The 25,529-nt window shown below is 37.4% G+C and carries 24 protein-coding genes, 6 pseudogenes and 1 other annotated feature; of the genes and pseudogenes, 5 read left to right on the forward strand and 25 right to left on the reverse strand.

The window, feature by feature from the left end; genetic code table 11:
• Positions 1 to 74 precede the first annotated feature (74 nt).
• The 3 genes and pseudogenes from LIT25_14085 to LIT25_14095 all read right to left on the reverse strand — a co-directional run bounded on the left by LIT25_14085 (position 75) and on the right by LIT25_14095 (position 3,000).
• Entirely contained in the window at positions 75 to 1,268 is a 1,194-nt protein-coding gene (locus LIT25_14085) for an IS110 family transposase (GenBank protein ID USK31791.1), read from the reverse strand.
• 558 nt (positions 1,269 to 1,826) lie between these two features.
• The gene (locus tag LIT25_14090) at positions 1,827 to 2,234 is read right to left on the reverse strand and encodes a hypothetical protein (protein ID USK31792.1); all 408 of its coding nucleotides are present in this window, start codon (positions 2,232 to 2,234) and stop codon (positions 1,827 to 1,829) included.
• A 347-nt stretch (positions 2,235 to 2,581) separates the two neighbouring features.
• Positions 2,582 to 3,000 (reverse strand): annotated as a pseudogene (locus tag LIT25_14095) (rubrerythrin family protein).
• Between the two features lie 302 nt (positions 3,001 to 3,302).
• Here LIT25_14095 and LIT25_14100 point away from each other — a divergent pair.
• Together LIT25_14100 and LIT25_14105 are read left to right on the forward strand one after the other, a co-directional pair.
• Positions 3,303 to 3,866, forward strand: coding sequence for a cupin domain-containing protein (locus tag LIT25_14100; protein ID USK31793.1), 564 nt, complete (start codon positions 3,303 to 3,305; stop codon positions 3,864 to 3,866).
• 106 nt (positions 3,867 to 3,972) lie between these two features.
• Positions 3,973 to 4,113, forward strand: coding sequence for a hypothetical protein (locus LIT25_14105; GenBank protein USK31794.1), 141 nt, complete (start codon positions 3,973 to 3,975; stop codon positions 4,111 to 4,113).
• A gap of 192 nt (positions 4,114 to 4,305) precedes the next feature.
• Here the strand turns inward: LIT25_14105 and LIT25_14110 are convergent, their stop codons facing one another.
• The 4 genes from LIT25_14110 to LIT25_14125 are packed head-to-tail and all read right to left on the reverse strand — an operon-like array spanning position 4,306 to position 6,167.
• Entirely contained in the window at positions 4,306 to 4,506 is a 201-nt protein-coding gene (locus tag LIT25_14110; GenBank protein USK31795.1) for a ferritin-like domain-containing protein, read from the reverse strand.
• A 17-nt stretch (positions 4,507 to 4,523) separates the two neighbouring features.
• A complete protein-coding gene (locus tag LIT25_14115; GenBank protein USK31796.1) occupies positions 4,524 to 4,724 on the reverse strand; it encodes a hypothetical protein in 201 nt (66 codons plus the stop codon).
• Positions 4,725 to 4,743: 19 nt separating this feature from the next.
• Positions 4,744 to 5,466: a DUF421 domain-containing protein gene (locus tag LIT25_14120; GenBank protein USK31797.1), complete on the reverse strand. Its 723-nt coding sequence runs from the start codon at positions 5,464 to 5,466 to the stop codon at positions 4,744 to 4,746.
• Positions 5,463 to 6,167, reverse strand: coding sequence for a DUF421 domain-containing protein (locus LIT25_14125; GenBank protein USK31798.1), 705 nt, complete (start codon positions 6,165 to 6,167; stop codon positions 5,463 to 5,465). The genes LIT25_14120 and LIT25_14125 overlap by 4 nt, the downstream gene beginning before the upstream one ends.
• 193 nt (positions 6,168 to 6,360) lie before the next feature.
• Between LIT25_14125 and LIT25_14130 the strand changes: the two genes are divergently transcribed.
• Positions 6,361 to 7,068, forward strand: coding sequence for an IS6 family transposase (locus LIT25_14130; protein USK31799.1), 708 nt, complete (start codon positions 6,361 to 6,363; stop codon positions 7,066 to 7,068).
• A gap of 193 nt (positions 7,069 to 7,261) precedes the next feature.
• Here LIT25_14130 and LIT25_14135 read toward each other — a convergent pair whose 3' ends face one another.
• From LIT25_14135 to LIT25_14155, 5 genes are all read right to left on the reverse strand, one after another.
• Positions 7,262 to 7,435, reverse strand: coding sequence for an asparagine synthase (locus tag LIT25_14135; GenBank protein USK31800.1), 174 nt, complete (start codon positions 7,433 to 7,435; stop codon positions 7,262 to 7,264).
• A gap of 106 nt (positions 7,436 to 7,541) precedes the next feature.
• Positions 7,542 to 8,570 carry a spore photoproduct lyase gene (gene splB / locus LIT25_14140; GenBank protein USK31801.1) on the reverse strand — a complete coding sequence of 343 codons (1,029 nt, stop codon included), beginning with the start codon at positions 8,568 to 8,570 and terminating at the stop codon, positions 7,542 to 7,544.
• Positions 8,567 to 8,830, reverse strand: a complete 264-nt coding sequence (locus tag LIT25_14145) for a transcriptional regulator SplA (protein USK31802.1) — start codon at positions 8,828 to 8,830, stop codon at positions 8,567 to 8,569. Before LIT25_14145 ends, splB begins: the two co-directional genes overlap by 4 nt.
• A 203-nt stretch (positions 8,831 to 9,033) precedes the next feature.
• Entirely contained in the window at positions 9,034 to 9,249 is a 216-nt protein-coding gene (locus LIT25_14150; GenBank protein ID USK31803.1) for a hypothetical protein, read from the reverse strand.
• Positions 9,250 to 9,320: 71 nt separating this feature from the next.
• A complete protein-coding gene (locus LIT25_14155) occupies positions 9,321 to 9,749 on the reverse strand; it encodes a ferritin-like domain-containing protein (GenBank protein ID USK31804.1) in 429 nt (142 codons plus the stop codon).
• Between the two features lie 137 nt (positions 9,750 to 9,886).
• On the opposite strand from LIT25_14155, the gene LIT25_14160 reads away from it, so the two are divergent.
• The gene (locus LIT25_14160) at positions 9,887 to 10,330 is read left to right on the forward strand and encodes a pyridoxamine 5'-phosphate oxidase family protein (protein USK31805.1); all 444 of its coding nucleotides are present in this window, start codon (positions 9,887 to 9,889) and stop codon (positions 10,328 to 10,330) included.
• Between the two features lie 50 nt (positions 10,331 to 10,380).
• Here LIT25_14160 and uvsE (LIT25_14165) read toward each other — a convergent pair whose 3' ends face one another.
• From uvsE (LIT25_14165) to LIT25_14215, 11 genes and pseudogenes are all read right to left on the reverse strand, one after another.
• Positions 10,381 to 11,346, reverse strand: a complete 966-nt coding sequence (gene uvsE / locus LIT25_14165) for a UV DNA damage repair endonuclease UvsE (GenBank protein ID USK31806.1) — start codon at positions 11,344 to 11,346, stop codon at positions 10,381 to 10,383.
• 11 nt (positions 11,347 to 11,357) lie between these two features.
• Positions 11,358 to 11,759 (reverse strand): annotated as a pseudogene (locus LIT25_14170) (YugN-like family protein).
• A gap of 141 nt (positions 11,760 to 11,900) precedes the next feature.
• Complete coding sequence (gene uvsE, locus LIT25_14175; protein USK31807.1) at positions 11,901 to 12,854, reverse strand: UV DNA damage repair endonuclease UvsE; 954 nt, start codon at positions 12,852 to 12,854, stop codon at positions 11,901 to 11,903.
• A 345-nt stretch (positions 12,855 to 13,199) separates the two neighbouring features.
• Positions 13,200 to 14,097, reverse strand: a pseudogene (locus LIT25_14180) (IS1182 family transposase).
• A 124-nt stretch (positions 14,098 to 14,221) separates the two neighbouring features.
• Complete coding sequence (locus LIT25_14185; GenBank protein ID USK31808.1) at positions 14,222 to 14,521, reverse strand: iron-sulfur cluster assembly accessory protein; 300 nt, start codon at positions 14,519 to 14,521, stop codon at positions 14,222 to 14,224.
• Positions 14,522 to 14,541: 20 nt separating this feature from the next.
• The gene (locus LIT25_14190; GenBank protein ID USK31809.1) at positions 14,542 to 15,543 is read right to left on the reverse strand and encodes an LLM class flavin-dependent oxidoreductase; all 1,002 of its coding nucleotides are present in this window, start codon (positions 15,541 to 15,543) and stop codon (positions 14,542 to 14,544) included.
• A 115-nt stretch (positions 15,544 to 15,658) separates the two neighbouring features.
• Positions 15,659 to 16,653, reverse strand: a pseudogene (locus LIT25_14195) (LLM class flavin-dependent oxidoreductase).
• Between the two features lie 27 nt (positions 16,654 to 16,680).
• On the reverse strand, positions 16,681 to 18,120 hold the full coding sequence (locus LIT25_14200) for a PLP-dependent aminotransferase family protein (protein USK31810.1): 1,440 nt from the start codon (positions 18,118 to 18,120) through the stop codon (positions 16,681 to 16,683).
• Between the two features lie 686 nt (positions 18,121 to 18,806).
• Positions 18,807 to 18,992 (reverse strand): annotated as a pseudogene (locus LIT25_14205) (winged helix-turn-helix transcriptional regulator).
• A gap of 50 nt (positions 18,993 to 19,042) precedes the next feature.
• Positions 19,043 to 19,621, reverse strand: coding sequence for a YitT family protein (locus tag LIT25_14210; GenBank protein USK31811.1), 579 nt, complete (start codon positions 19,619 to 19,621; stop codon positions 19,043 to 19,045).
• A gap of 142 nt (positions 19,622 to 19,763) precedes the next feature.
• Positions 19,764 to 20,639 carry a VanW family protein gene (locus tag LIT25_14215; protein USK31812.1) on the reverse strand — a complete coding sequence of 292 codons (876 nt, stop codon included), beginning with the start codon at positions 20,637 to 20,639 and terminating at the stop codon, positions 19,764 to 19,766.
• 271 nt (positions 20,640 to 20,910) lie between these two features.
• Between LIT25_14215 and LIT25_14220 the strand changes: the two genes are divergently transcribed.
• A complete protein-coding gene (locus LIT25_14220; GenBank protein ID USK31813.1) occupies positions 20,911 to 22,848 on the forward strand; it encodes an LTA synthase family protein in 1,938 nt (645 codons plus the stop codon).
• An 86-nt stretch (positions 22,849 to 22,934) separates the two neighbouring features.
• Here LIT25_14220 and LIT25_14225 read toward each other — a convergent pair whose 3' ends face one another.
• Both LIT25_14225 and argS read right to left on the reverse strand, forming a co-directional pair.
• Positions 22,935 to 23,501, reverse strand: a complete 567-nt coding sequence (locus LIT25_14225; protein USK31814.1) for a superoxide dismutase family protein — start codon at positions 23,499 to 23,501, stop codon at positions 22,935 to 22,937.
• A gap of 76 nt (positions 23,502 to 23,577) precedes the next feature.
• A pseudogene (gene argS, locus LIT25_14230) lies at positions 23,578 to 25,228 on the reverse strand (arginine--tRNA ligase).
• Positions 25,229 to 25,274: 46 nt separating this feature from the next.
• Positions 25,275 to 25,492 (reverse strand) — a binding site (T-box leader).
• Positions 25,493 to 25,529 lie beyond the last annotated feature (37 nt).

Genomic DNA, 25,529 nt, shown 5'->3' on the forward strand with positions numbered 1-25,529 from the left:
ATAATTTTAGACATACCAAATAGCCTTCTCAAACTCGTTGGAAGGTCTTGGTTCTATAGTATTTTATTGTTTATTTACCTAAAAGCCTCTTTACGTTTCAAAATGTAGAAAATCCATTGAATGAGCTTATTAGCACAAGCTATCATGACGACTTTATGAGGTTTACCTTCTTCTCGTTTTCTCTGATAAAACTCTATTAGCTTACCATTTCGAGATTTTCTTAAACCGCATAATACCGCACTGTAAAGAACCTGACGAAGCCTACTTGAACCTCTTTTTGTTATTCGGTTATATGTCGCTTTAAATTTCCCCGATTCGTGAACTCTTGGATCAATGCCTGCGAAGGCTACAAGTTTTTTCGGGTGTATAAAGCGATCTATCTCCCCAATTTCAGAGATGATTGTTGCCGCAATCTTATCTCCTATACCGGGAATAGAACGAATAATATGGTAGTCTTCCATGTCTTTTGCCAGAGTATCTATCTCTTCTTTTAACTTGGATAGATGCTCTTGGTATTCCAATAGAATTTGAATATACATTTTCAGACTGATTAGATTACTCTGATAGAGATTCTGTTGAAATGGGTCTCTAGATGCTGCTCCCTTTAATTCTTCAGCTTTCTTTATTGCCCAGTTATAAGACCTAGTTGGACAAAGTTCTTTGATCGTTTCAGCTAAGTGCTTATGCTCCTCATTTAATACCTTTTCTGAAGTAGGATATAATAATAAAGTTTTCAACGATACCCTAGAATACGTATCCCCGAATACCTTCTTGTACTCTGGAAATACCTGGTCTAAATTAGCTTGAAATTGTAGCTTCATTTGCACATAGGAGCTTGTTATCGCGTCGTGTTGCCTTGTCAAATTGCGTAGGTTCAAAACCTGAACACTTTTCTTATGATAAGGCTCTAGATCCTCTTTATAGTACAGTTCACATAGATGGGAAGCATCAATTGCGTCTGTTTTCACCTTTCTCATACTCGACTTTTTTGCACCATGAGAAACAATAGGATTAACCATGATATAGACGATTTCTTCCCTTTCTAAAAATTGCACTACTGGTTCATGATAATGACCTGTAGACTCAAAGATTACAATTGGAGGTTTGTCTGCCTCGGCTTCTACTTCTTTATAAAACTTGTAAAATACATTCAATCCATCTAAATGATGTTCAAATTTGAAACTCTTTTTGAAAGGATGTTTCCTTTGTAAAAAGGCTTGAACCTGACTCTCTTCTTTTGCAATGTCCAGACCTATAACTGGATCCATGCTCTAAACACTCCCTCTCTACTTCATCATTGCCGGTACCTCTAAACACCCTTGTAGTATCATTTCTTCGCTTGTTATACGAGATCTATGTCCCAACCAGCCTCACACATGTTTCTACAAGTAGAGGGTGAACAGTTTTGTGGACGGGATCTAGTCCCACTGGCCCGAACGTTCTACCCCGGCTACTTCAAGAATAGTACCTAAAAAAAATAGGTCAACCAGAAATATAACTGGCTAACCTCATAATACGATCTGGCCCGATTGTTGAATAACACTTACCTTGCTTTCAGGCCATTAATCATATTCTTAATTCTATGGACAATATCATAAAATCGATCACCAATTGTAGTTGGATAAATGTACGTATCAAAATTGATTGTAGTTCCTGTCAAATAGCAAAACTCAATAATGTCCTCATTGAAGGCAATATGTATACGTATGTGTATATTCTCTCTGCATAAAACCTTCCAATCTAAATTTATTCTTTGAACGTTTAAACCTCTACAAAAGGAGCTATCGCATTGTGCTGCAATTGCCCCCGATTGCTGCATAAGAAAATTAAGTCTCTAAAAAATTCTCCCAAAATAAATGCCTTATATCATCTACCTTTAGAACTTCTCTCCTGAACCATTCCAAATTACCAGCAAATCTTTCGGAACAAAGGAACTCAATCCTACCCTCTCGATTCCCTTGTATACATCTAAGTACTCCTTTATAAATAGGCTGGCTATTAGCTTTTTCTTGATAGGTGATTGCATATGGGACAATTTCATAATGGTACTTAACTTCGAGTGAATCAAAATAATTCCTTGTCACTTTTTCTTTAATTCCTTTATAACTAAAATCATCTATTCCCCATCGAATTACGGAAGTTCCGTCTTGAAGCTGAACTTCCATTTTAATGTAGTTACCTACTTTATCCTTTGACACTTCAATGATTTGAAAATTGTTTAAAATAATATACATCCCCTTTACTGGGCATATAAGCTAGACCTATTGATTCAAAATCATATTATCTAATTCATATGAAAGTGGCTTACCTTCTTCAACATAAGCCCCCGATTGTTGAAGATCATTTATGTTGTCTTATCGAAGAATAGCGCCCGATTGCTGAAGATCGCTCACCCGTTTAAGTACAATCGTTACAATCCAGACCTCTAATGGTCGGGGCTATATAGTGGAAAAAGGAATGTGTAATCAATTTATTTCATTAAAATAATTATGGATAACCCTCAAGGTTATCCACTTCATATGAATTTCATCGAAAAATTTCCTTTAGGCTCACAAAGGAGACTATTTTTCCAAACATAATTTCGGGCTAGGCCTCTTTCGAATGCATCCAAATGGTTCAATGATGCATTTCTTAACTGTGTAAATACTGTTCTTACATCCGTTGGAAGATTTAAAGAAAGAAATTTATTATACATACTTATATTCTCTATCTCACCTTGTACTCAAAAGCAAAAGCGTTTTTTATTGTTTCTGGGGTAGTAACAAACATCCTTGAAATATCTTCTGGAATAGGTACTTGATATCGTTCAAAAAGAGGAAGTAACGCACTAATATGCCTTAATTCAGCTTCTTGGATTCGGGCAAATGTACGATTATAACCAAAGTTTAAAAGAATATTATTATACCTAGCCTGAGCAAGAAATTCGTCTTGTAAAGCATAAGTTAGCATCTGAGGTAAGGTTAATGTTGGGGCATTCAAAGCCCCTTTGGCTCCATAGTCGTTAGCATTTTGTCTTTCCAATGATTGTTGCAAATTATGATAAGGGGGTTGATTATGGGAGTAAAAATTTTTCGCATACATTGATTGTATTTTCACCTCTTAAATTATTTTCCTGCTGCTGAGCAGTTGTTGTGGCTCATCGTGCTCCTAATTCCAAATTATTCTCGTAATAGAGTATATAAAAGGAATCGAAATGTACCTTGGATACTCGAAGTGGTCATTTAACATTAATAAGTACATTCCTCTTCTACCGTACATAAGATAATTTATTAATAATAAATAATATGAAGGGATTGAGGAAAATGTACTATGTGCCCTATACGTATCAATATCCTTATTATGCAAATGTACCAACGCATACTTACGGAAATCCTACTGGTTATTGGGCTCTTCCTAATGAGTTGGCATTTAGTTCTTATCGGTCTTTTTATGGTGATAGCAGAAACGTATTAAAAGATTATGGAGCAAACCCATTTGTTATAAATATCAATGAGGCCACCAAACAAAACAACACGTATCGTACTGCACTTTGGACAGGAAATCATTTGCAAGTCACATTAATGAGTCTCAATGTTGGTGAAGATATCGGATTGGAAATGCACCCTGATGTGGATCAATTCTTACGTGTTGAACAAGGTCAGGGGATTGTACAAATGGGCAAAAGTAAAGATAATTTAAGTTTCCAATGGAGAATCTTCGATGACTCTGCTATTATGATACCCGCTGGAATGTGGCACAATATCACAAATACAGGAAATGTTCCGTTGAAACTATACTCAATATATGCCCCACCAAACCATCCATTTGGTACTGTTCATAAGACTAAGGCAGATGCAATGGCTATGGAAGGAAGAAGGTTTGGGTAATGGAAATGGGAAAACAGTAATTTTCGGAAAGACTCCAGATGAATAGGTAAGACATACCGAGTTTTTGGTAAAAGAAGGCTTGGAGGACGTTAAAAGAGGAATTAATATGACACACATTCTTCAAGAGTTTATTCTAATGGGAGTTCTTGTAGGCAAGGGATATTCTCCTGAAAAAGCATATGAAACAGTGGAAGAATGGGAACGTACTGGAGAATCCAAACTTCTTCAGGAAAGCAAAAATATGTAGAGCAACCGTAATTAAACAATCAGATGCTTTTGTTGAAAAAAGGCTATATTATTTCCTGCCTGCATTAAAAACTCGCCGTGATCGGCGAGTTTTTTTGTGTTATTATGAGATATTTTAATTGTCAATTCATGTGTCAATTTAGCTTTAAATTTTAAAAATGCACCTCAAATGGAGTATCTAAAATCTTAATTTTCAATTTAAATTATTTGGGTTCTTCTTTAGCTGCTGTATCTGTTGTTGGAGCTGTGTAACATGTTGCATATGTTCATCCCTTAGTTGGGTGAACAGCTGTCTGACTTCAGAATTTGTAATCTGAAGCATATATTTGTTATATAACATTTGGTCTGCTATTTCTGTTTCAACTATATCATGAAGCTTGTCTAATTTATTCATACTTGCATCTCTCCTTTTTATACAATTCCTAATCCTTTCATTTTTTGTGAAAGAACGTTATAACGCGTTCGGGCTGCCATTTCCAATCCCTGAAACATTTTCTGTATTTGAGGATCAGTAACTTCTTTTTGAAGTTCAGCATATTTCTTTGCCAACACTTCTTCATGGAAAAGTACATCTTTAAAGGCATTATTCATAATTTCTTTTTCGGATAGCATATATTTTCTCCCCTCCATTTTATGAGCTGCTTTTTACAGAATAATAGAATTCTCCGTTTGGACTGATCGTTGCTAAATACACATCTTCTATATTTATAATCCCAAGTTTATTAAGTTGCTCTTGTAACCATTCTTCCTTATAATTTAACGATTTCAAATTGTCATACATGACTTTCCCATTATTGACGAGAACTTTCGGCAGACCACCAGAAGGTATAGGAATTTGAAAATCAACTGGAGTAGGTGGAATGTGTCCCGATTTTTTTATCACACTCAAATGTCCGCTGGTCTCCAGAATGACTTGATCCACTTCAGTTAAATCAGGCGCATCCGATAATCTCATTTCTGAAAGCAGTAAATCGGTACTAAAAAATGAACGACGCATATTTACTTCATTCATTTTTCCTTTTTCAATCAAAACGGTTGGTTTTCTAGTAAGAAGTGCTGCAAAAGCATGATTTTGAACGGATAACCAAGAAAGAGCAAAGTGCCAAAAATAAAGAGTTGCAGTTGCGAGGATCGTTGTTGTAAACAAAATTTTTCCATCGAGTACAGGAGCAACAGCTAATGCCCCCAGCATCCATAGAAATGTAAAATCAAATGCGGTAAATTGTCCAGCAGCCCGTTTCATGAGAAATCGGCTCATAAAATAAATTAATATAACCGATACTACTGCTCGAACAGCGAACCCCGCAGTGCTTAGTTTTTCTGTTAGCTTAAAAAAGTCCAGTAATTGATTCATGTTGCTTTCACACTCACATGGATATTTCCTGTTGATTCTAACGTTGCCAACATCACTTGAGGAATCGAATATCCTTTCTTGGAAATTTCAGCTTCTAACCAATTTTCTTGAAATCCAAATGCGTTCAGTTCTTCTCTCTTAACCTTTCCGTCATAGATGAGAATTGTTGACATACCCATTGGTATTTGGGGAAGATTCAACAGACTTCTTGTTATAGGAGAAGATTCAGGATTCTTTATGATACTTAATTCTCCCATCGGCTCTAAGATCGCTTCTGCTACATCTGATAAGTTATGTACTTTTTTTAGCCGTAGTTGAGCTAACAAATCATCAATTGTAATATGAGCCTTTTTTAAGTTTGACCAAGAAGGTTGTCCATTTTTCACTAAAGAGAAAGGACTTGTTCCCACCAAAGAAGGAAATTTAAAATCAATCCAAGAAAGAAGTAGGCTTAAAGAATAAGCTACTATAATAATAAGGAGAGCAGCAGCAAGTGAAGATTCGGGGTTAACCATACGAGCAGTAGCCACATGAGCCATCCCCGCATGGGTAATAAAATTAAAAGCTGAAACAATTCCAACTTGACGGGGACCCATTAACCTTGTCATAGACAATATTAAAAAATAAAGCATGGTTACTCTTAAACAAATTTCCAATGGATTTAAAGAAGTTCCACCATTCCAAAAAGTATTCCAGTCCATTACTCTTCTCCTATTCGCCAACTAGTTAAGATTCCATTTATTATTTTTATCTAACTAAAAATTAATAAACTGGTAATGAAATCCAAAAGTAGATACTGATAACACTTTAATATTGTAATACGGTTCTGGTGCAAGAAATCTATAAAACTGAGATATACTGATACTATTACTCTAAAAAAGGAGCATGATCAGTATGGACAACCAAAATGCATTCAAATGGAAACAGTATCAGCCTGAGATTATCCTTCTTACAGTGAGATGGTACCTACGGTACAAATTAAGCTTTCGGGATTTAGTGGAAATGATGGAAGAGCGAGGTCTATCGATAGTTCACACAACGATTATGCGCTGGGTTCATCAATATAGTCCTGAGTTGGATAAGAGAATTCGGTGTCACCTTAAGCAGACCAATGACTCGTGGAGAGTAGATGAAACATACATAAAAGTAAAAGGTCAATGGATGTATTTGTATCGTGCAGTCGATTCCAAAGGTAATACCATTGATTTTTACTTAAGTGAAAATAGAAATACCAAATCAGCCAAGCACTTTTTCAAAAAAGCCTTGGCTTCTTCACATGTATCCATTCCTCGTGTCATTACTGTAGATAAGAATCCGGCTTATCCAGCAGCCATTGATGAGCTAATAGAAGAAAAGAAGATGCCGGAAGGCATCCAAATAAGACAAATCAAATATCTGAACAACATCGTGGAACAGGATCATCGGTTTATTAAGAAACGAGCCCTTCCTATGTTAGGATTCAAATCCTTTGACACAGCTACATCCCTTCTTTCTGGAATAGAAGCCATGCATATGATCAAAAAAGAACAGATTGATATACAGGATCAGTCTGTCCAAAATCAGCAAGCATTCATCCATCAATTGTTCGGACTTGCAGCATAAGATTCGATTCCGTTAGGAATATATGAGCTTTATTCTTTTAATTTTATTTTTGCACCAGAACCATATTTACCCTTCTGTTTCTCACTAATACTAGATTGTTTATTTGACAATTACTTTTACCTCCAAAAATTTAAAATATTTTACCTCATAAGGATTAGAAGGCAAGCATATAACACTGCTCTGCCTTCTTACTCTAACGACGATGCTCTACAAGGTCAATTACGCCTAATACTACGTGTGCTAAACCGAAACCAAAAACGGTATTTGCAATCATTTTGTTTGACCCGCGATTTTGTTTCATTGCGAAACCTGCAGCCGTTACAGCTGAACCTAATGCAGTTGGTATTAGACCTTCACGAATATTCATAGTAAAATCCCTCCTACATCGCAGTTATTTGGTGTTTATCCACCACCGTTATTGTTACCTTCAAAAGTGTATATATGCTAACTTTAAGTCCGAAAAAATCTAAACTTCATGTGAAATATTCCAATTTTGCATTTGGGAATAAATTTTCCATATAGCGATATAGGTGAGATTTCAAGTCCTCTTCCTCTTCTTTTTGATAGATGTATTTTCCAATACCATATTTCCCCCACTTGTACCGTCTTTTTTCTTCATCTAATTCTAATTTTGTCATGGGATAGTTTTTTTCGATTACTTTCTTTGCTGGCTTTGTAAAACGATGTTGAATAAACTCAAATGTTAAATCCTTTTTCGCCTCCTGAGGCAATTCCGCATCCAACCTCTCAAACATTTGACGGTATCCTTCCTCCCATCCTTCGTGCAGATAAATAGGGGCTACAATAAATCCAAGTGGATACCCAGTTCTTGCTACTTTTCCTGCAGCCTCAATTCTTTTTTCTAATGGAGAAGTCCCTGGCTCAAAGTTCTTAATCACATAATCAGCGTTAACACTAAATCGAAATCGGGTTTTCCCGTTATGTTTGGCATCAAGTAAGTGATCTACATGATGAAATTTCGTAACAAATCTTAATTTTCCATACTCCGATTCTCCAAAATGTTCTATCGCCCGTTTTAAGGTATGTGTCAAATGATCAATTCCAACAATATCGGATGTACAGGATGCTTCAAACCTTGTCAGCTCGGGAGCACGTTCCTCCATGTATTTGTCGGCAGCTTCCAAAATTTCATCGACGTTTACATATGTGCGGATATATGGCTTGCTTCCCATCGTAGTTTGTAAATAACAATAATGACAATGACCCATACAGCCTGTTGCAAAAGGAATGGCATATTCTGCTGAAGGCTTTGATGTGTCAAATTTAAGTGTTTTTCTAATCCCAACTACTAGTGTTGACTTGGCAACCCGATATCTTTGAAAATCGTTGTCACCAGGTAGATTCCTTACTTGATTATGGGAAGTGGTATAGCCAATTTCAACATCCATCTTTTCAAACTTTTCTTGAAGCTCTCTTCCTAATGGATAATCTAATGCTTTTGGTTCGATATATACAAGCTTTGGTGTAAAAGGGTTATTCATTCCAATATCCCCTCTGCAGCATTCCCATAATAGTAATTATAGGCTTGGTTGGCCTCTTCTTCTGTAGAATAAACAGCCATTTCATTTGAAAGTGGATAATACGTTTCATACAGAAACAATGCTAATTCATTCAAATTTTCAGGGTTATTTACAACTGCTGCTGCCTGTATATTTGCTACATCCTGAGTGTGTGGATTTCGGTAAAATACATAAACAATATCTCCTGCACGATACTTACTGTTTTCGTTATTCAGTTCCATCCCATCACCTTTTTTCTTATTTAGGGCTAAATTATTCGTTATTAAAATTTTGCCTTTAATTCCTAAAATTATGTTTTCATGATTATGGAAAAGGTTTAAAGATTTATATTTGGCTCATAATAACTTTTGATGTACATAATTTATCGAAATAGGAAGTTTAATCGCAAATGAAGGGAGAGACTTTTTTTATTGATGAAAAATATCTACTTGTGGAAAATGGCGGTAGCTAAGCTTCTGCTAATTCCTTTACTATTACTCCCTTTTGCAGCTTCATCTGTACCTATTCCAATATTTGTTATTTCTGTAATAGTTTCTGTGATGCCTTCTGCCCCAACGATTTCTCTATATTCACAAAAATATGGTGCAGACACTTGTTTTGCCTCATTAGGAGTACTATTAACTACCTTGTTATGTATCATTACCATTCCTTTTCTTTATATAGTCTTACATTTTTATAAGTAATAAAAAAGAAATGACATGACCTTCTATACTAGTGGACTAATCGATTTAAGAAATTTACATGCTCTCTGTCCTTATCTAAAATCTCTTCAATTAATTGCCGGCTTTCAGGGTCTAAATCTCCTTTTACAATTTCTTCTGATATTTGTATCCCATAGTAATCTTCTCCCTTTAATACACTTTCGATGATTCCAGCCGAATTATCAGGAATCATAAATTGACCCATAAAGCCTTGGACTGAACCAATTAACCCCTCATCATCCACTGGGGTTCCTCCCAGATTTTGAATTCTTTCTGCAACTTTTAAGGCATGATTCTTATGATCTTGTTGAATTCTTTGAAATTCATTTTTTAAGTAAGGATCTTTTAATTTCTGTATGTGGTGTTCATAAGCATGGATACCCATGTATTGCCCCTTTAAAAAGTTATTTAATGTTTTTACTACATCGTTAACTGCCATTATCATCCACTCCTTTTTTATTTATTATTTTCTTAGTAGTAATGGTTATCCTTCGCATAGTTTAGTAAATTTTCACAGTTTATTTACAATAATTTAGAGGGAAATTAAACATAACTTATAAAAAAGGAGTAGAATTAATGAGCGATCAAGATTTAAAGGAGCAGGTTGTTAAAATTATCTCTGATCACAGAAAGGGTATTCTTTCATCGGTTGAAAATAACAAACCCCATTCACGATATATGACGTTTTATAATGATGACTTAACATTATTTACACCAACGCAAATGGATACTGAAAAAATAGAAGAAATAGAAAAAAATCCATCCGTTTCTGTACTGTTAGGTTATGAAGAAAAAGGACTAAGCGATGCCTATGTTGAAATTTTAGGAACATCTGCCATTAATGATTCGCAAGCTTTGAAAAAACAATACTGGGACGAATCATTTAATAAATGGTTTGACGGCCCTGAAGATCCGAACTACGTGTTTCTTCAAATACAACCTGAAACTGTCCGTATCTTAAACATCCATGGTGAGCCACCGCAAGAACTTACTATAGAAAATGAAGGTAAATCAAATTAGTCTGACTTCCATACAAATCATTATATCCGTCCTTTAGCTCTTCTTTTCATTTACTTCAAGTGAAAAGAAGAGCTATCAATGGTATCAACATCCTCCCTTGTTTTGACTTCTTCCATTAATTTAAAAAGTGCCTCATCTTTTCTCTTGGCTTCAATCATACAGTCAATTTGTGAAATACTTCCCTTTATCTCTTTAAGAAATTTGAAAAACATATCGGTGTCTACATAATCTGAATGATGGCGAAACTCTTTATCACTTTTTGGACTTGAAATGTGCATTTTTATAGGAAGTGGAGAATGTCTCCAGGTTTGCACAACTCTATTCCAGTTGACTTCCCAATTTGCATTTTGATGATGGGCAAGGTGATGATGATAATCGAATACAAGAGGAATATTCAGTTTTTCACATAAGTAAAGTGTATCTTCTAAGGTAAAAGAAGTATCGTCATTTTCAAGCATGATCATTTTTTGAATGGGTCTTGGGATGACCATCCAATTTTCAACAAAACGTTCAAGTGAATTTTCGGTATCCTTATAATTACCACCTACATGCATGACACAGCGATGAGTCGAGTCAATCCCCATAGCCTTTAGTAATAAATAATGCAGCTTTAAAGTATTTATTGAGTTTTTCAAAATGTGTTTCTGCATAGAATTAATAAGGACAAAGTGATCTGGATGAAAGTCAATTCTTATATTATGTTTTATGGCGAAATCCCCAATCTCACGCAGCAGTCCTTTTAGTGGCCTCATATAATTCCAATCGAGAAGCTCTTCATGGTTCGCCAAAGGAATAAGACGGGAGGTTAAACGATAAAAATGAATGTCAGAAGCTACATTATGTTTTAATAGCCTTAATGTATTTTGTAGATTTAAAAGCGCTATACGCTCCAATTTTCGAATGGCAGCTTCCCGGTCATCAATTTTCTGAAATTGGGCAAAAGTCATCGTTTTCGATGGAGACGCGTTGTTTAGTTCCATACTCATAGCAACATAACCAAGACGTACAATCGTCATTTATTCCACCATTATTCCATTAGCAAAGTTGTTTCAAGCTTTTGTACTATCGACTTTCCATTATCAATCAATTTTTCTGGGAAGCTTGCATCCTTATCAACAGGTTCAGAAAATTGATTAAACGTAGCTGAGATATTACCAATATTCGATTGATCATCCAATCCTATCCGGTATTTATGTGATAGTAAAAACGGTTTACCTAATTCAACAGTGCATTCTCTTGAATCTAATTGACCATCAATTGCTTGAAATGGTAATCTTAAGAATTGATAACCAATATCATCATCTATTTTGTAGTCAAAATAACCATGATCGTAATCCTAATTTCCTCCAATTGTATAACCAAGTGGTTTCTGTTCAAGTTTATACAAATCAAAATGCTTGCCATCAATTTTTGAAGGTATTTCAATCATATACATACCTCTTTTTAATTTTTTGTTTAGTGTGTATCAAAAAATGATATTCTATTCTGTGCTTGTTACGTCCTGACAATGAATGAAAATATAAATGAAATAAGACTAATATAGTCATCCATTAAATCTATCCATCAAAATTCACCATTCCACAGCAGAGCTTGATATACGTTTAACCCCTCTAAGAGAAGCGACCTCTTCTATCAGTTTTTGCATGGCAAGGTTTTTTTGTTTCGCTTCGATCATTATGTCTAAGTCCTGATTCAGTTCCTTTGCCAATGTTAAAAAAGGAAGAACAAATTCCAGAGAGACATAATCAGCATGGGAACGATATTCTTTTTCTGATTTTGGAGAGGATAGGTGAACTTTTGGAACAGAATCGGTTTTACTCCAAGTGTTAAAGATGCGTTGTAAATAAAGAGTAAGGTCGATCTCCTCTTTATTGGCCATATGATGGTGATAATCCAGGATCATTGGTATTGTTTCTTTTTCACAAGTGATAAGGGTTTCTTCAATATTATAGGTCTTATCATCATTTTCAAGCGTCATATGCATTTTAATTTTATTAGGTAATTCCTTTACATTTTTATGGAAGCGCTCTAATGATGTGTGTTTATCCCCGTATGCACCACCAATATGAATATTAATAATTCCATGTTGTAGTGCATTCATCGCTTCAAGCATCTTAAAATGATACTTCATGTCCTTCACTGCATTCTGGGTCACTTCTTTTCGCGGACTTGTGAAGAGTGTGAATTGATTTGGGTGAAAACTAGGGCGAAGCTTAAATTGTTGTATTAATTGTCCAAGTTCTTCCCACTCGGTTTTGAAAGGGGTAATGAAATTCCACATCACTTCCGGATGGGTTGCTAAGGTGACAAGTGAGCTTGAAAACCGATATAATTCTATTTCATGCGCGATATTATAAAACAAAATTCTTTTAGTATGATGTAAATTTTGTGCGGTAACAGATTTAAGCTTTTCCATTCGCTCGTTTTTAGGAAGAGCTGAATACCGTGCAAAAGTTAAAGTCTTTGAAGGACTTGCATCCCATAAGCCTAATGCATTCGCCACATAGCCAAAACGAATCTTCATCTATATTCCCCTTAATTTAGTACCTTGCTATTAATACCTTATTTGATAGATTATTTACAAGAAAACTTTTAGACATTAAAATGCAGTAAATTAATTAATTCCCCTTATGTTATACGAAATCACTTTTCGGTATACAAATTCTTGTGTTATTCAAATAGCAGACTTTATAACTCTGATATTAATCTTTCTAACAAAACAGGCTACTAAAGAAGTTTATTGGTCCCATTGCTTATGTTTCCCTGATTTCAAATCACTTCACCTTATTGAAAAGTGTAGTTTTATTCAGCCTCTTATTTCACTATATGGCCCTTTTCTGAAACAACTTTATTAACATTAAACATCTAGTGTATAAGGAAAAACCGGACGAATTTCTTTTTCGTTCAAATAGTGAGCAAGAGCAGGGTTCTTGTAAGCAGCATCGGCAGCAACAGCAGCAGGTTTCTTGTGAAGCTCAGTTACTTGATCAAGTAGAGGCTCGAATATTGCACTGTCGTGCACGTTACCAGGCGTAACGATTGTCCCCAGAACAAATCCTTTTTCGTCAGAGGCTGCGTGAAATGAGTAAGCGAACTGTTTTGTTCTTTCATCTTTTACGTAATAGCCACTTTCCGGATCCGTCGTACTTTCTTTAATCTCTTTCTCTTCCGGTTCAAATTTATCTGGGGGAAAAGGCTTTTTTCCGTTTTCTTCGCGGTCTAGATTGAGTTCGTTTTGGAGCCTTTCCTCATATGATTTCGTTTCTTTTCGTACGATTTTTTTCTGATACTTTCGTTTATTAGCACTAGCCTTTACGTGAGTTGAATCAATAAATACCTGTTCTCCATTGACCAGTTTCTTATCAATCGCCTCTTTTAAGATGCGGTAAAATATCTGCTCAAACAGATCTGTATCCTTAAAGCGCCGTTCATAGTTTTTACCGAATGTTGAGAAGTGGGGCACCTTGTCATGAAAACCAAAACCCAAAAAACCAACGGTAGGCTAAGTTGGTTTCAATCTCTTCAATGGTTCTTCTCATGGATCGAATACCGAAAAGGTATTGGATGAAGGTCATTTTAATCAATATGACCGGATCAATACTTGGACGACCTCGATCTGCGGAATAGACTTTCTCTACTAATGGATAGATGAAAGAAAAATCGAGAGCTTGTTCAATTTTACGGACTAAGTGATCTTCCGGCACCAACTGTTCAAGTGTAATCATTTCTAGTTGATCACGATTCATTTGATTATTTTTAGACAACATCCAAATCACCTCTTTATTGTTCTATTTTCATTATATAAAAAAACTGCCGACAAATCCCCCAGAAAGGGGGGGATTTGTCGACAGTCTGAGAGTGAAACCATTCAAGTTTCACTCTTTTTATTATTTAATGCCTATGGCTGCCTTTACTTGAATTTGTAATGACAAACCCTGCCTGCGGCACATAAAAATACTGAATCCAGACGCCGTCTAAAAAGTCTTCGCGCTGATCCAGCAGCACGTCAATTTCTTTGTCTGTTTTCACAATTTCATCATGCTCAGTCGGTGTATCAAGCGTGATATCATAATGTGCGTGATCGCCGTGCATTTCTGTCACAACAACACGTATCATTTTGCCTTCAGCTTCTTCTCCGGCAAGGAGCTCTTTTAATTCTTTAGCTGCATTGCGGTTGATTTTGCATTTCATGATCTTGCCTCCGTTGTCTTTTACTTAAAAAGCTGTGAAACAATTTCAAAGGAACGCAATCGTTCTTGATGATCATAGATTGAGGCGTTGACCATAATTTCGTTTGCCCCTGTCTCTTCTATGAATTTTTCAAGTTTCTCATTAACAGTACTTTTACTTCCGACAATTGATGATCCAAGCTGCTGATGAATGGCTGCTTTTTCATACGGTGTCCATAGTTCTTCCATATTTTCTACCGGCGGCTGCATTTTCCCTGGGCGATTGCGGACAAGATTCAAAAATTGCTGCTGCATGGTAGTAGCTAAATATGCTGCTTTTTCATCGCTGTCTGCGGCTATTACGTTTGCGCCTACCATTGCATAAGGTTCTTGAAGTACATTAGACGCTTTGAAGCTGCTTCTGTACAGGCGCATGGCAGGAATAGTGTGCTCTGGGGAAAAATGACTTGCAAATGCAAATGGCAATCCTAATCTTCCCGCTAGCTGAGCACTGAATCCGCTTGAGCCGAGCAGCCAGATTGGCACGTTCAGGCCTTTTCCTGGAACAGCGCTGACATGTTCTGCTTCAGCAGGCTGAAAATACCCCATAAGTTCATTAAGCTGTTCTGGGAAATCCTCTCCATTGCTCATGTTTTCTCTGCGGAGCGCTCGGGCGGTGAGCTGATCGGTTCCCGGAGCGCGTCCAAGCCCAAGATCAATTCTGCCTGGATAAAGGGATTCAAGTGTTCCAAACTGTTCTGCAATAACTAAAGGTGCATGATTAGGCAGCATGATACCGCCTGATCCTACGCGAATATTTGTCGTACCCCCTGCTACATGTCCAATCAAAACAGCTGTGGCTGAACTCGCAATTCCCTCCATATTATGATGCTCTGCAAGCCAAAAACGGTTATAGCCCCATTTATCAGCATGCTGAGCAAGATCAAGAGTGTTTTTAAAAGCTTCGCTCGGTGTGCTCCCTTCTACTACAGGCGCAAGATCCAATACGGACAGCTTTACATCTTTTATAGTTTCACTGGACATTTTTTGTCCTCCTTCATCTAAACCTTGAATATTCAAATAAACAACGTCATTGTATCAAGTTTTATTGATGAATGAAAACAAAACGACTTGTATTTGCTGATGATTTTCCCTTGCCTTATAGATCAAACACTTCTGCAAGAAGCTTATAAGAATCCAGTTTTGCTTTAAAATCAAATATATTTGTAATGATCATAATCTCATCAGTCTGATAATCTGAAGCGATAATTAGCAATTCTTCTTTTACCTTATAAGGAGTGCCAACTACCATGCGTTTTCGATTTCTTTTTATTTTCTCTAATTCCACCTCAGAAAAAACCAGCCTTTTCACTTCTTCAGGAGAGGGATTTTTGCATTTTCTCCTTTTTCTACATTTAACAGCCATGAATCCTGGCTTAGTGCAAGGAATTCAGCCTCTTCCTCGGAACTGGCGCACACAACAAAAATACAGAAATTGGTTTTTGGCTCAGGCTGATGACTTGAAGGCTTAAATTGCTCCATGTAATTTTTCATTGCCTTTTTTCCTCTTAATGGATTAATAAAATGACCATATGTAAATGCCATACCATGCTCAGCAGCTGTCCTGGCACCGCGATGTGAAACCCCAAGCAGCCACATTTCCGGAAATGCAGCTGAATCAGGCATGGCTTGTACATCTGAATAAACATGCTTCTCAGGCAAAGCTTTTCTCAAGAATCCCTGTAAATCCTTCAGCTGTCTTGGGAATTCGTTTAAACTTTTTCGCAGCCCATCTGTTAGAGCCAGACGTGTTTCAGCAGATCCTCAAGGTGAACGGCCAATTCCAAGTCAATTCGATTTGGAAAGAGCGTTTCAAGAGTGTTGAATGTATCAGCCACTTTTAATGGACTGTATTGCGGCAGCAGGCCCCCTTCAGAACCGGCTTTAATTCGGCTTGTAAGCGATGCAATATGTGATATTAATATTTCAGGAGCTGTGCTTGCGAGCCAGTTTGTATTATGATGCTCTGCAAGCCAAAAGCGAGTATAGCCAAGTTCTTCAGCTGCTTTTGCTAACTAAAGTGTGTGCTTCAAGGGCATCACTTGCTTTGGTACCTTCAGAAATCGGTGACTGATCTAGAATACTTAGCTTCATTGCTTCATCTCCTCATATGCGTAATTCTTATTTTTGCTCAAACAGCGCATCTGAAAATGCAGCAATGGCTGTGTCGATTGATTGCTTAGCAGCTCGTCCAAATGTAAACCTGACACAGCCTTTTTTCGAACCAAGAGCAATTCCAGGCGTATAGATTACCCCTTTATCCACTGCACGATTAAATAGTTTTTCATCATGATGATTTTGTCTAATCCGGCACCATAAGTGAATACCGCCTTTTGGCACTGAATATTCCACTTGACCAGGAAGATGCTTTTCAATAGCTGAAACCAACAAATCTCTTCTATTTTTCAATTCAATTTTCAACTGGCAAAGATGTGGTTCAAAAAAGTCTGAATTCAAAAACTCACTTGCCAGCCAATCCGAAAAAATGCTAGATCCAAAATCGATTTGCTGTCTGGCATCTGATAATCGTTCAATAATTTGCTTTGGAGCCAATATCCAGCCGATTCTTATGCCTGAGGATACCATTTTTGACAGTGAGCTGATATAGATAACAACGCCATGAGAATCTTCGGATTTTAAGGTTGCTGCTCTTTCATTCTCAAAAGACAGTAAAGAGTAAGGATCATCTTCAACGATTGGAATGCCAAACTCAAAAGCAGTTTTGAGGATTTTTTTTCTCCGCTCAGGATGTAAGACGGCACCAGTTGGATTTTGATAAGCCGGACTTAGAAAAATCATCCGAATTCTGTGGTTTATATATGCATTATGAATATCATTTGGATGCACACCATTTTCATCCACTTCGAGTAAAATTGTCTTAATGCCAAGCGATCTGAAAATAGGCAAGGAATATGTATATGAAGGATCTTCTATTGCAACAGCATCGCCAGGTTTCAATAAACACTGAATGATAAGGTGAAGAGCTTGCTGGGCTCCTGATGTAATTAGAATGGATGATGGTGTACATTCTATTTTTTTATCTATTTTCAGATGTCTGGCAATGGTTTCCCTCAATTTCAAATTACCGTGCGGATGATCATAGCTTAAGGGATGATCGAAGGTCTGATTCTTTAATATGTGCTGAAATTGCTGATTTGGGAACAATTCAGGCGATAATTGCCCTGTAGCTATATCAATCAGATGTTTATGATTGGTTTCTTCCGCAATTCTCTGAATGATCGGTACATTTGGCAGCAGTGTTCCAGCTATCAGCATGCGGTTCCAGTTTGGCATCCGTCCGCCTTGATAGGCACGATTTGACCCGCGGACAACTGTACCGCTTCCCTTTTTGCTGATAATTAAATCGGACGCACTAAGTTCAGCATAGGCTGTTGCTACCGTGCTTCTGTTTACCCCTAAGTCCTTTGACAGCTTTCGTTCAGAAGGCAATTTGCTTAATGGAGGCAGTTCCCCGTTTCGAATCTGCTTTTCAAAATAATGAACGATCTGTTTATAGATTGGCTGCTCACTAGAACGATCGGGCTTCCATTCATTTGCCATAATATAAACTACTCCTTACTATTTAGAAATTCTTTAAAAGTGGATGGCATCAAATTCTGGAAATTGGATGGCCCTATCTCTTAGATCATATGTAAAATGATTAATAAAAGCAGGGATTTTATACAAAAGGGGTTATTACAGTGTCAATTTGGATCAGTGTCATAATTATTTCAATCATTAGTATTGTCGGCTTAATAGTAACCATATTAATCGGTAAGAATCAAGCAGTTGAAACTTACCGTGATTCAACGAAGGCCAGAATGAAGAATTTATCCGCCATATATATCGTCAGTCTTGTTCTCGCTTTGATTTTACTTGTTATATTTTTTGTGTATAGATAATTTAAAGGGCGAAGAAATGACTACTGAGCTTACGTCAAAATGGCTAGACCTATTAAAACGGCATCATAGAGAGACGTTCCACCATTCATTCAGGTTTGCTTCTCTTTCAGGGCAAAAGCATAAGAAATGGGATTTTGTCTTAAAGTACAGCATCTATTCTTAAAGGGAGCGCTTCTACAGGATATCGGAAAATTGTTGTAGTTGATGCCGAAGAATTTACTGATTAATCAGACCTGATAATCATGTTTGAGTACCAGCACCTTTTTGAATCAAAAAAAGACCAAGATCCAGCATATACGATCTTGGTCTTTCTTATATTAAGGGGAAATTACTTAATCTACTCACTTATTTCCGGCTTTTCTTCAGCGAATTTTCCATATAGATCTTGCCCCATTCATACATGGCGTCAAGAATCGGCATCAGCGTTCTGCCTTTGTCAGTCAGTGAATATTCCACTAAAAGAGGAACAACAGGATGTACCTTGCGTTCAGCGATTAAGTCTTCTTTAAGCTCCCGCTGCTGATTGGCAACGCTGGGTAATCCCCGGCATAAGTGAATTTCGTTCCTGGGGATCTGCTTTTTCAGTGTTCAGAAGGTTTCATTATAATGTGTGTTATTAAACCAATTATTCCAATAGTGACACATGAAAAGAAAAAGCTTCTCAATCCCAGTGTTTTATAACCTGCCGCTGCTACAAGCCCGTCTATCATTAAAATCGAAATGCCAATATTTAATTTTGTACTGTCTGAAATAAGCCGTGCCAATAAATCCGTTCCCCCTGTGCTTGTATCATTTCGGAGCATGACTCCGATGCCAATTCCTATTAAAGCTCCTCCTATCAGGGAACTTAAAAAAATCGGCAGAGTAAATTGAGTTCTCAGTGGATCCAGCAAATCAATAAAAAATGCAGATATCAATAAACCGTGGATACTGCTGTACAAATAGACCGGCTTGAAAAACCACGAAAAAAAACAAAGGGGCAAGCTTAAAAATAGAATGCATAAACCCGTTTTATAATCAAAATAGTAATGTAATATCAAGGCTATTCCGTCGACCCCGCCATCAATCAAATGATGCGGAACTAAAAAGCCATTGATGCCAATACTGATCAATAAGCTTCCTATTAAAATCGCTGCTAATTTTTGAGTGATAATAATCACCTTGCCTAAGTAAAGAGTCTTCTAAATATATGTCCAAGCATGAAGATTCAGAAGTATCTTTTTCCTAAGGCTATTCAGCCAAAACGCGATTATTATGTATCAAGAGAATCAAAACAAAGACTCTTTCATAATATCCAAAGCCTTATTTTCGAAGCTCTGTCCGTTTTTCATAAGCAACTTCATTCGTTGAATAAATGGTGACCATCACACTTGCCCCATAAACAGCCGCCCTGATCAATACAGGCTCGCTATATTTGTTCGTGAACCGAAAATCGGGTCCATACCAGCTGACGGTAGCATCTCTTCCGACGGGAACATAAGGGACTCGCCTGCTGTGAGAATACCGCTCGATCACTTTTAATCCGGCATTGTCGATGGCATTAAATAAGGTTGAGGAAACTTGACAAATGCCCCCTCCAATTCCTTCAGACAGTTCTCCTCTAATAATGATCGGAGCCCGCAAATAGCCCTTCGCTGCTGTCCGGTTGCCGACCACGCCGTTGAAAGAAAACGTCTCGCCAGGAAAAATAACTGTGTTATTGATCGCTTCTGCAGCAAGATATATGTTCTTTGTACGTTGTTTATTATTCTTGTTAAAAAAAGTTACATAGGTCCCAATCCTTTCAGAGCGAATACTGGCAAGCAATTCTTTATCTACTCTGGGATACAATTTTATTCTTGGTGCTTCCACACTTGCTGCACCGCTCCCAAAAAAGTAAGCGTGGAATTTTCCCCTGAAGATCTCACGATTCAATCTGTAGCCGGTTTTTTCGGGCATTATTTTTCCGCTCTTGTCGATTTCAGCATTTACTGGAGCCTTATACATTTGATGATCCAAATGATTCATGAGTTTATCCAATTTTATTTGGTCAATTAGTAATGTCTCTGGCATCAGCATTGCCGCATCATTCCGGTCCAATTTTCCTATAACATGATTATTATGGGTAATCGTCAAGCTGTCATCTGTTGGTATTTGCTGGGCTAGCAGGAGAATAGCTCCAATTAAAAAGAATTTCATTCATAATCACCCCCAATTTTACTATGTATAAGGAAGAGGCTTTTTATGTAACCAGTCTGATGAATTGTTATGGAAAATAAGTCTAATCTCTTAATGATAATTTAATAGATGCAAGATTAATTGAATAGTTAAAAAGTTGACTTTTAGTCCCTCTTTGCGTTATGATGACTCTTATCTTTTGCTGAACAAATTCCTGTTTATAATCTATGAACAGGGTACTGAACATGACCGTTAAAATACGAATTTAACTGATTACTAGAGGTGAAAAAAAATGAAAAATGTATTTGCTAAGAGTTTTTTGAATAAGCATCTTGGCTTTTTTCTGTTAGCAGTCGTTATGCTATGGATAAAGACTTATACTGCTTATCGCGTCGAACTGAATTTAGGAATTGATAATGCCATTCAGCAGTTCCTGCTGTTCATCAACCCGATCAGCTCTGCTGTGCTGTTTTTAGGTTTAGCCTTATTCGCCAAAGGAAGAAAGGCATTTATTTGGATGATTGTCATCGATTTTCTTCTTTCTTTCCTATTATATGCCAACCTTGTGTATTACCGATTCTTCAACGATTTTATTACAGTGCCAACATTGACACAGACTAAAATGAATGCTGGAGACTTGGGACAAAGTACCATTGCTTTGATGAAACCATACGATGTCCTTTACTTCCTGGATGTCATCATTTTAATGGTTCTTGTTTTTGGGAAGTTCATTAATCCTGAAAATGTAAAAATGAAAAGCAAAAGAGTTTCGGCAGTCCTGATTTCAGCTGTGATTATGTTCGGAATAAACCTTGCTTTAGCTGAAATGGACCGTCCGCAATTATTAACGCGCACGTTTGACCGCAATTACATTGTTAAATATTTAGGCATGTATAATTACACGATTTATGATGTGATTCAAAGCTCTAAATCATCTGCCCAGCGTGCACTTGCTGACGGCAATGATGTAACGGAAGTTGTAAACTATTCAAAAGCAACACATGCTGAACCTAATCCAGAATACTTTGGAAAAGCAAAAGGCATGAACGTTATTTATATTTCACTTGAATCATTGCAGACATTCGCCATTGATTATAAAATTAACGGTGAAGAAGTAACACCGTTTTTAAATTCTTTAACAAAGAACAAAAATACACTGTACTTTGACAATCTATTCCATCAGACAGGCCAGGGAAAAACGTCTGATGCTGAGTTCATGGTTGAAAATTCACTATTCCCTCTTCCGCAGGGAGCTGTTTTTACAACAAAAGCAGAAAACACATATCAGGCAGCACCAGCAATCCTTGATCAAAAAGGGTACTCAACAGCGGTTTTCCACGGCAACTATAAATCATTCTGGAACCGCGATGTGATGTACAAATCATTAGGCTATGAGCAATTCTTTGATGCAGCCTATTATTCAATGAAAGATGAAGATGTTGTGAATTATGGACTAAAGGATAAACCGTTCTTTACCGAATCCATTCCGCTGCTTAAATCAATGGAGCAGCCATTTTATTCAAAATTCATCTCATTAACAAATCATTTCCCTTACCCAATTGATGAGGACGAAGCTACTATCGATCCTCATACAACAGGTGATGATTCTGTAGACCATTATTTCCAGACTGCACGTTACATGGATGAATCCTTAAAACAGTTTTTCGAAGACCTGAAAAAGTCAGGGTTATATGACAACACAATGTTTGTGATGTATGGTGATCACTACGGAATCTCTGAAAACCACAACAAAGCGATGTCTCAGGTAATGGGCAAAGAGATTAATGGGTTTGAAAATGCTCAGCTGCAGCGGGTTCCTCTTTTCATTCACGCTCCAGGCCTTGAAGGCGGAAAACAGCACCAGTTCGGCGGACAAGTTGATATTCGCCCTACTCTCCTTCACCTGCTTGGAATAGATACAAAAGATTACGTTCAAATGGGTACGGATTTATTATCAAAAGACCATCAGCAAGTGGTTCCTTTCAGAAACGGCGACTTTGTAACGCCTGAGTTTACTTCAGTTGACGGAAAGTTCTATGATACTGCTACTGGAGAAACAGTTGAGGAAAACGAAGAAATTAAACAAACAGAAGAAATGGTCGATAAAAAATTGACCATTTCAGACAAAATTGTATACGGAGATCTATTGCGTTTCTATACGCCTAAGGGATTTGAACCTGTAGATCCAACTAAATACCGTTATATGGGTCCTGAAGAAACAGAAAAATAAAAATAAAAATTTAAAAAGCTGATGAGACAACAAGTCTCATCAGCTTTTTTATTTCCGATCCAATTTGTCAAAACGGCTTTGTTTTTCTAGTTTACGAGGGCCCCGCAAGCAATCCGGTTCCCTGAGTTTCCTGCAGGATCAGTCATGTAGTCATCCACTCTTTCATGGATAATGATCGTACTGCCGTCTTCATCAAGCAGCGAATTTTTCTTAGCCTGCTTCAATGTCACGTCAGCTGCATGCAGCTCGACATCCAAAGTGCCATTCTCGTCAATTTCGATGTTAGGCAGGTCTCCGGCATGAAAGCCTTTTGGATTATCAAACCCATGCTGCTTTTTGGAAGGATTAAAATGCGCTCCGGCAGATGTGAAATCAGGCTTTTCGCATTTCCCCGTCTCATGAAGATGAATGGCTTTCTTTCCAGGCTCTAAACCCTCCGCTTTTAATCGGATTGTCACTCCTTTAAGCGCTTCAGTCAGAGTAGCTGTACCAATTTCAACTCCCTCGCTGTTGATCATATCAATGTTTACCGGTGCAACTGCTTTTTCACTGACCGGCAGTGATTCTTCTTTCGACTCAAATTCTGTTGAAGCCTGACAGGCGCTCAAGCCTAAAGAAGCTGCGATTGCTGTGAAAATTATTTTTCTGTTCATAAGCAATCCCTCCATCTTAAAATTCTTTAGCATGATAGCCATAAAAGCAGAATTTTAAAACGGAGGATACAAACAACTACATTTTTTCAGGAGCCTTGATTCCAAAGATGCTCAGTCCATCCTTAAGAACATCTCTTGCGGATTGAACTAGGAGAAGTCTGGACGTGAGGGTTTGATTTTCTTCCAGGATTTTCACTTTAGCATAATAAGAATTAAACGCTCTGCATATCTGCAGTAAATATTTATCAAGTATGGATGGGTCATACTTCTCAAATGAAGATTGAATGACTTGCCCGTACTGAACAAGCACTTTTTGCACTTCCCAGCTGTGCTCTTTTTTTCTCTGACTTGATCCCGCTGACTTTGCTTAATATAGAGCAGGCTCTTGCATGTGTATACTGCACATATGGACCTGTCTCCCCTTCAAATTTAAGCATTTCATCCATTGAAAATTCAATCTTGTTCGTACGGTCATTTTTGAGATCATGAAAAATAATTGCTCCAACTCCAACCGCACTGGCAACTTCTTCTTTGTTTTCAAGCTGAGGATTTTTCATTTCAATATTTGCTTTTGCAGCAGATATAGTTTCTTTTATTACTTCATCTAGAAGAACGATTTTGCCCTTCCTTGTAGCCATTTTCTTTCCATCCTTCAAAATGAATCCAAATGGAATATGTTGAATATCTTTATGCCAGCTAAAACCCATTTTCTCTACAACAGCAAAAACCTGTTTAAAATGAATCGTTTGTTCCATTCCTACTACATATAAAGATTGATCAAACTTGTATGTTTCCTTCCTGTGGAGGGCGCAAGCCAAATCTCTTGTTGCATAAAGGGTCGCTCCATCACTTTTTCGGATCAGGCATGGCGGCAGCTTCACGTTTTCCAAAGGAACTACCATTGCACCTTCAGAATGTTTAAGCAGCCCTCTTTTCTCAAGCAAATCAGAGATAGGCGATAACTGATCATTGTAGAATGCTTCTCCATTATACGCATCAAATTGAACGCCCAATAACTTATAAACCCTCTGAAAGTCCTCCAGTGTTACTTCTCTGAACCATTTCCACAGTTTTAATGCTTCTGTGTCTCCATCTTCCAGACGTTTAAACCAGCTTCTTCCCTCTTCAATTAAGTCAGTAAGGACTGCAGCTTCTTCATGAAACTTTACATAAAGTCTAAAAAGCTCCTGTATTGGGTGCTCCTTGACAGATTCTTCAGTCCCCATCTTTTATAAGCTGCAATCAGCTTACCGAATTGTGTGCCCCAGTCTCCTATATGATTGATTCGGATTACGTTATAGCCACATTTCTCTCCAAGATTGGCAATTGCCTGGCCAATGACCGATGAGCGCAGGTGTCCCATTGAGAATGGCTTCGCAATATTTGGAGATGAAAAGTCAATGGTCATTACTTTTGTTTTTTCTGGGCACTGATATGGTCCATTTGTCTGCAGTCATTCCCTGCTTACAATCTCCCGGTTAAGGTGGAAGTTAATGTAGGGTCCAGCAGCTGCTGCTAGTGTAATAAATTCATCATTAAACTTCCCTGCAAGCTCCAAAGCAATTTGATGAGGATTTTTATTATAGACAGCAGCAAGAACGAAACAAGGAAAGCTGCAATCCCCTAATTGTTTTGCTTTAGGAATCTCAGGTGACCTCCACTATCTCATCAAGGGTAAGATCGTTTTTTAAGGTCCCATAAATAATCGCCCCAAGTCTCTTTTTCATAAGTCGTCCTCCTCTAAATAAAATAAAACGCCCGTCTCTTTTCAATAAAAGAGACGGGCGTTTTCCCGCGGTACCACTCTGATTGTTCATTACTGAACCACTCGAAGCGTTTTAACGGCCAGCCGACCGGCATGCCCTACTATCCAAGTTCAGGCATGCTCCTAGAAAGTGCGTTTCACCATCCCGTTCATTTTAGGCTTTCACCTTCCCTAAATCGCTGATTCAAGAACTGGATATGATTACTCTCTTCCTCATGGGATTTTTTTCTATTAAGAGTTATTATATGCGAATCTTTGAGGAA

This window comes from Bacillus sp. F19 (assembly GCA_023823795.1).
GTDB lineage: Bacteria > Bacillota > Bacilli > Bacillales > Bacillaceae > Bacillus_P.

Bases quoted from the DNA above. Each gene is read 5' to 3' on its own strand.
- uvsE (USK31807.1), bottom strand. From the start codon at position 12,854: ATGAAGATTCGTTTTGGCTATGTGGCGAATGCATTAGGCTTATGGGAT.
- LIT25_14220 (USK31813.1), top strand. From the start codon at position 20,911: ATGAAAAATGTATTTGCTAAGAGTTTTTTGAATAAGCATCTTGGCTTT.
- LIT25_14225 (USK31814.1), bottom strand. From the start codon at position 23,501: ATGAACAGAAAAATAATTTTCACAGCAATCGCAGCTTCTTTAGGCTTG.
- LIT25_14130 (USK31799.1), top strand. From the start codon at position 6,361: ATGGACAACCAAAATGCATTCAAATGGAAACAGTATCAGCCTGAGATT.
- LIT25_14185 (USK31808.1), bottom strand. From the start codon at position 14,521: ATGAAATGCAAAATCAACCGCAATGCAGCTAAAGAATTAAAAGAGCTC.
- LIT25_14090 (USK31792.1), bottom strand. From the start codon at position 2,234: ATGTATATTATTTTAAACAATTTTCAAATCATTGAAGTGTCAAAGGAT.
- LIT25_14125 (USK31798.1), bottom strand. From the start codon at position 6,167: ATGGACTGGAATACTTTTTGGAATGGTGGAACTTCTTTAAATCCATTG.
- LIT25_14085 (USK31791.1), bottom strand. From the start codon at position 1,268: ATGGATCCAGTTATAGGTCTGGACATTGCAAAAGAAGAGAGTCAGGTT.
- LIT25_14135 (USK31800.1), bottom strand. From the start codon at position 7,435: ATGAATATTCGTGAAGGTCTAATACCAACTGCATTAGGTTCAGCTGTA.
- LIT25_14200 (USK31810.1), bottom strand. From the start codon at position 18,120: ATGGCAAATGAATGGAAGCCCGATCGTTCTAGTGAGCAGCCAATCTAT.
- LIT25_14150 (USK31803.1), bottom strand. From the start codon at position 9,249: ATGATACATAACAAGGTAGTTAATAGTACTCCTAATGAGGCAAAACAA.
- LIT25_14190 (USK31809.1), bottom strand. From the start codon at position 15,543: ATGTCCAGTGAAACTATAAAAGATGTAAAGCTGTCCGTATTGGATCTT.
- LIT25_14110 (USK31795.1), bottom strand. From the start codon at position 4,506: ATGAATAAATTAGACAAGCTTCATGATATAGTTGAAACAGAAATAGCA.
- LIT25_14145 (USK31802.1), bottom strand. From the start codon at position 8,830: ATGGAACTGAATAACGAAAACAGTAAGTATCGTGCAGGAGATATTGTT.
- LIT25_14100 (USK31793.1), top strand. From the start codon at position 3,303: ATGTACTATGTGCCCTATACGTATCAATATCCTTATTATGCAAATGTA.
- splB (USK31801.1), bottom strand. From the start codon at position 8,570: ATGAATAACCCTTTTACACCAAAGCTTGTATATATCGAACCAAAAGCA.
- LIT25_14155 (USK31804.1), bottom strand. From the start codon at position 9,749: ATGGCAGTTAACGATGTAGTAAAAACATTAAATAACTTTTTAAAGGGG.
- LIT25_14215 (USK31812.1), bottom strand. From the start codon at position 20,639: ATGAAATTCTTTTTAATTGGAGCTATTCTCCTGCTAGCCCAGCAAATA.
- LIT25_14120 (USK31797.1), bottom strand. From the start codon at position 5,466: ATGAATCAATTACTGGACTTTTTTAAGCTAACAGAAAAACTAAGCACT.
- LIT25_14105 (USK31794.1), top strand. From the start codon at position 3,973: ATGACACACATTCTTCAAGAGTTTATTCTAATGGGAGTTCTTGTAGGC.
- LIT25_14115 (USK31796.1), bottom strand. From the start codon at position 4,724: ATGCTATCCGAAAAAGAAATTATGAATAATGCCTTTAAAGATGTACTT.
- uvsE (USK31806.1), bottom strand. From the start codon at position 11,346: ATGACGATTGTACGTCTTGGTTATGTTGCTATGAGTATGGAACTAAAC.
- LIT25_14160 (USK31805.1), top strand. From the start codon at position 9,887: ATGAGCGATCAAGATTTAAAGGAGCAGGTTGTTAAAATTATCTCTGAT.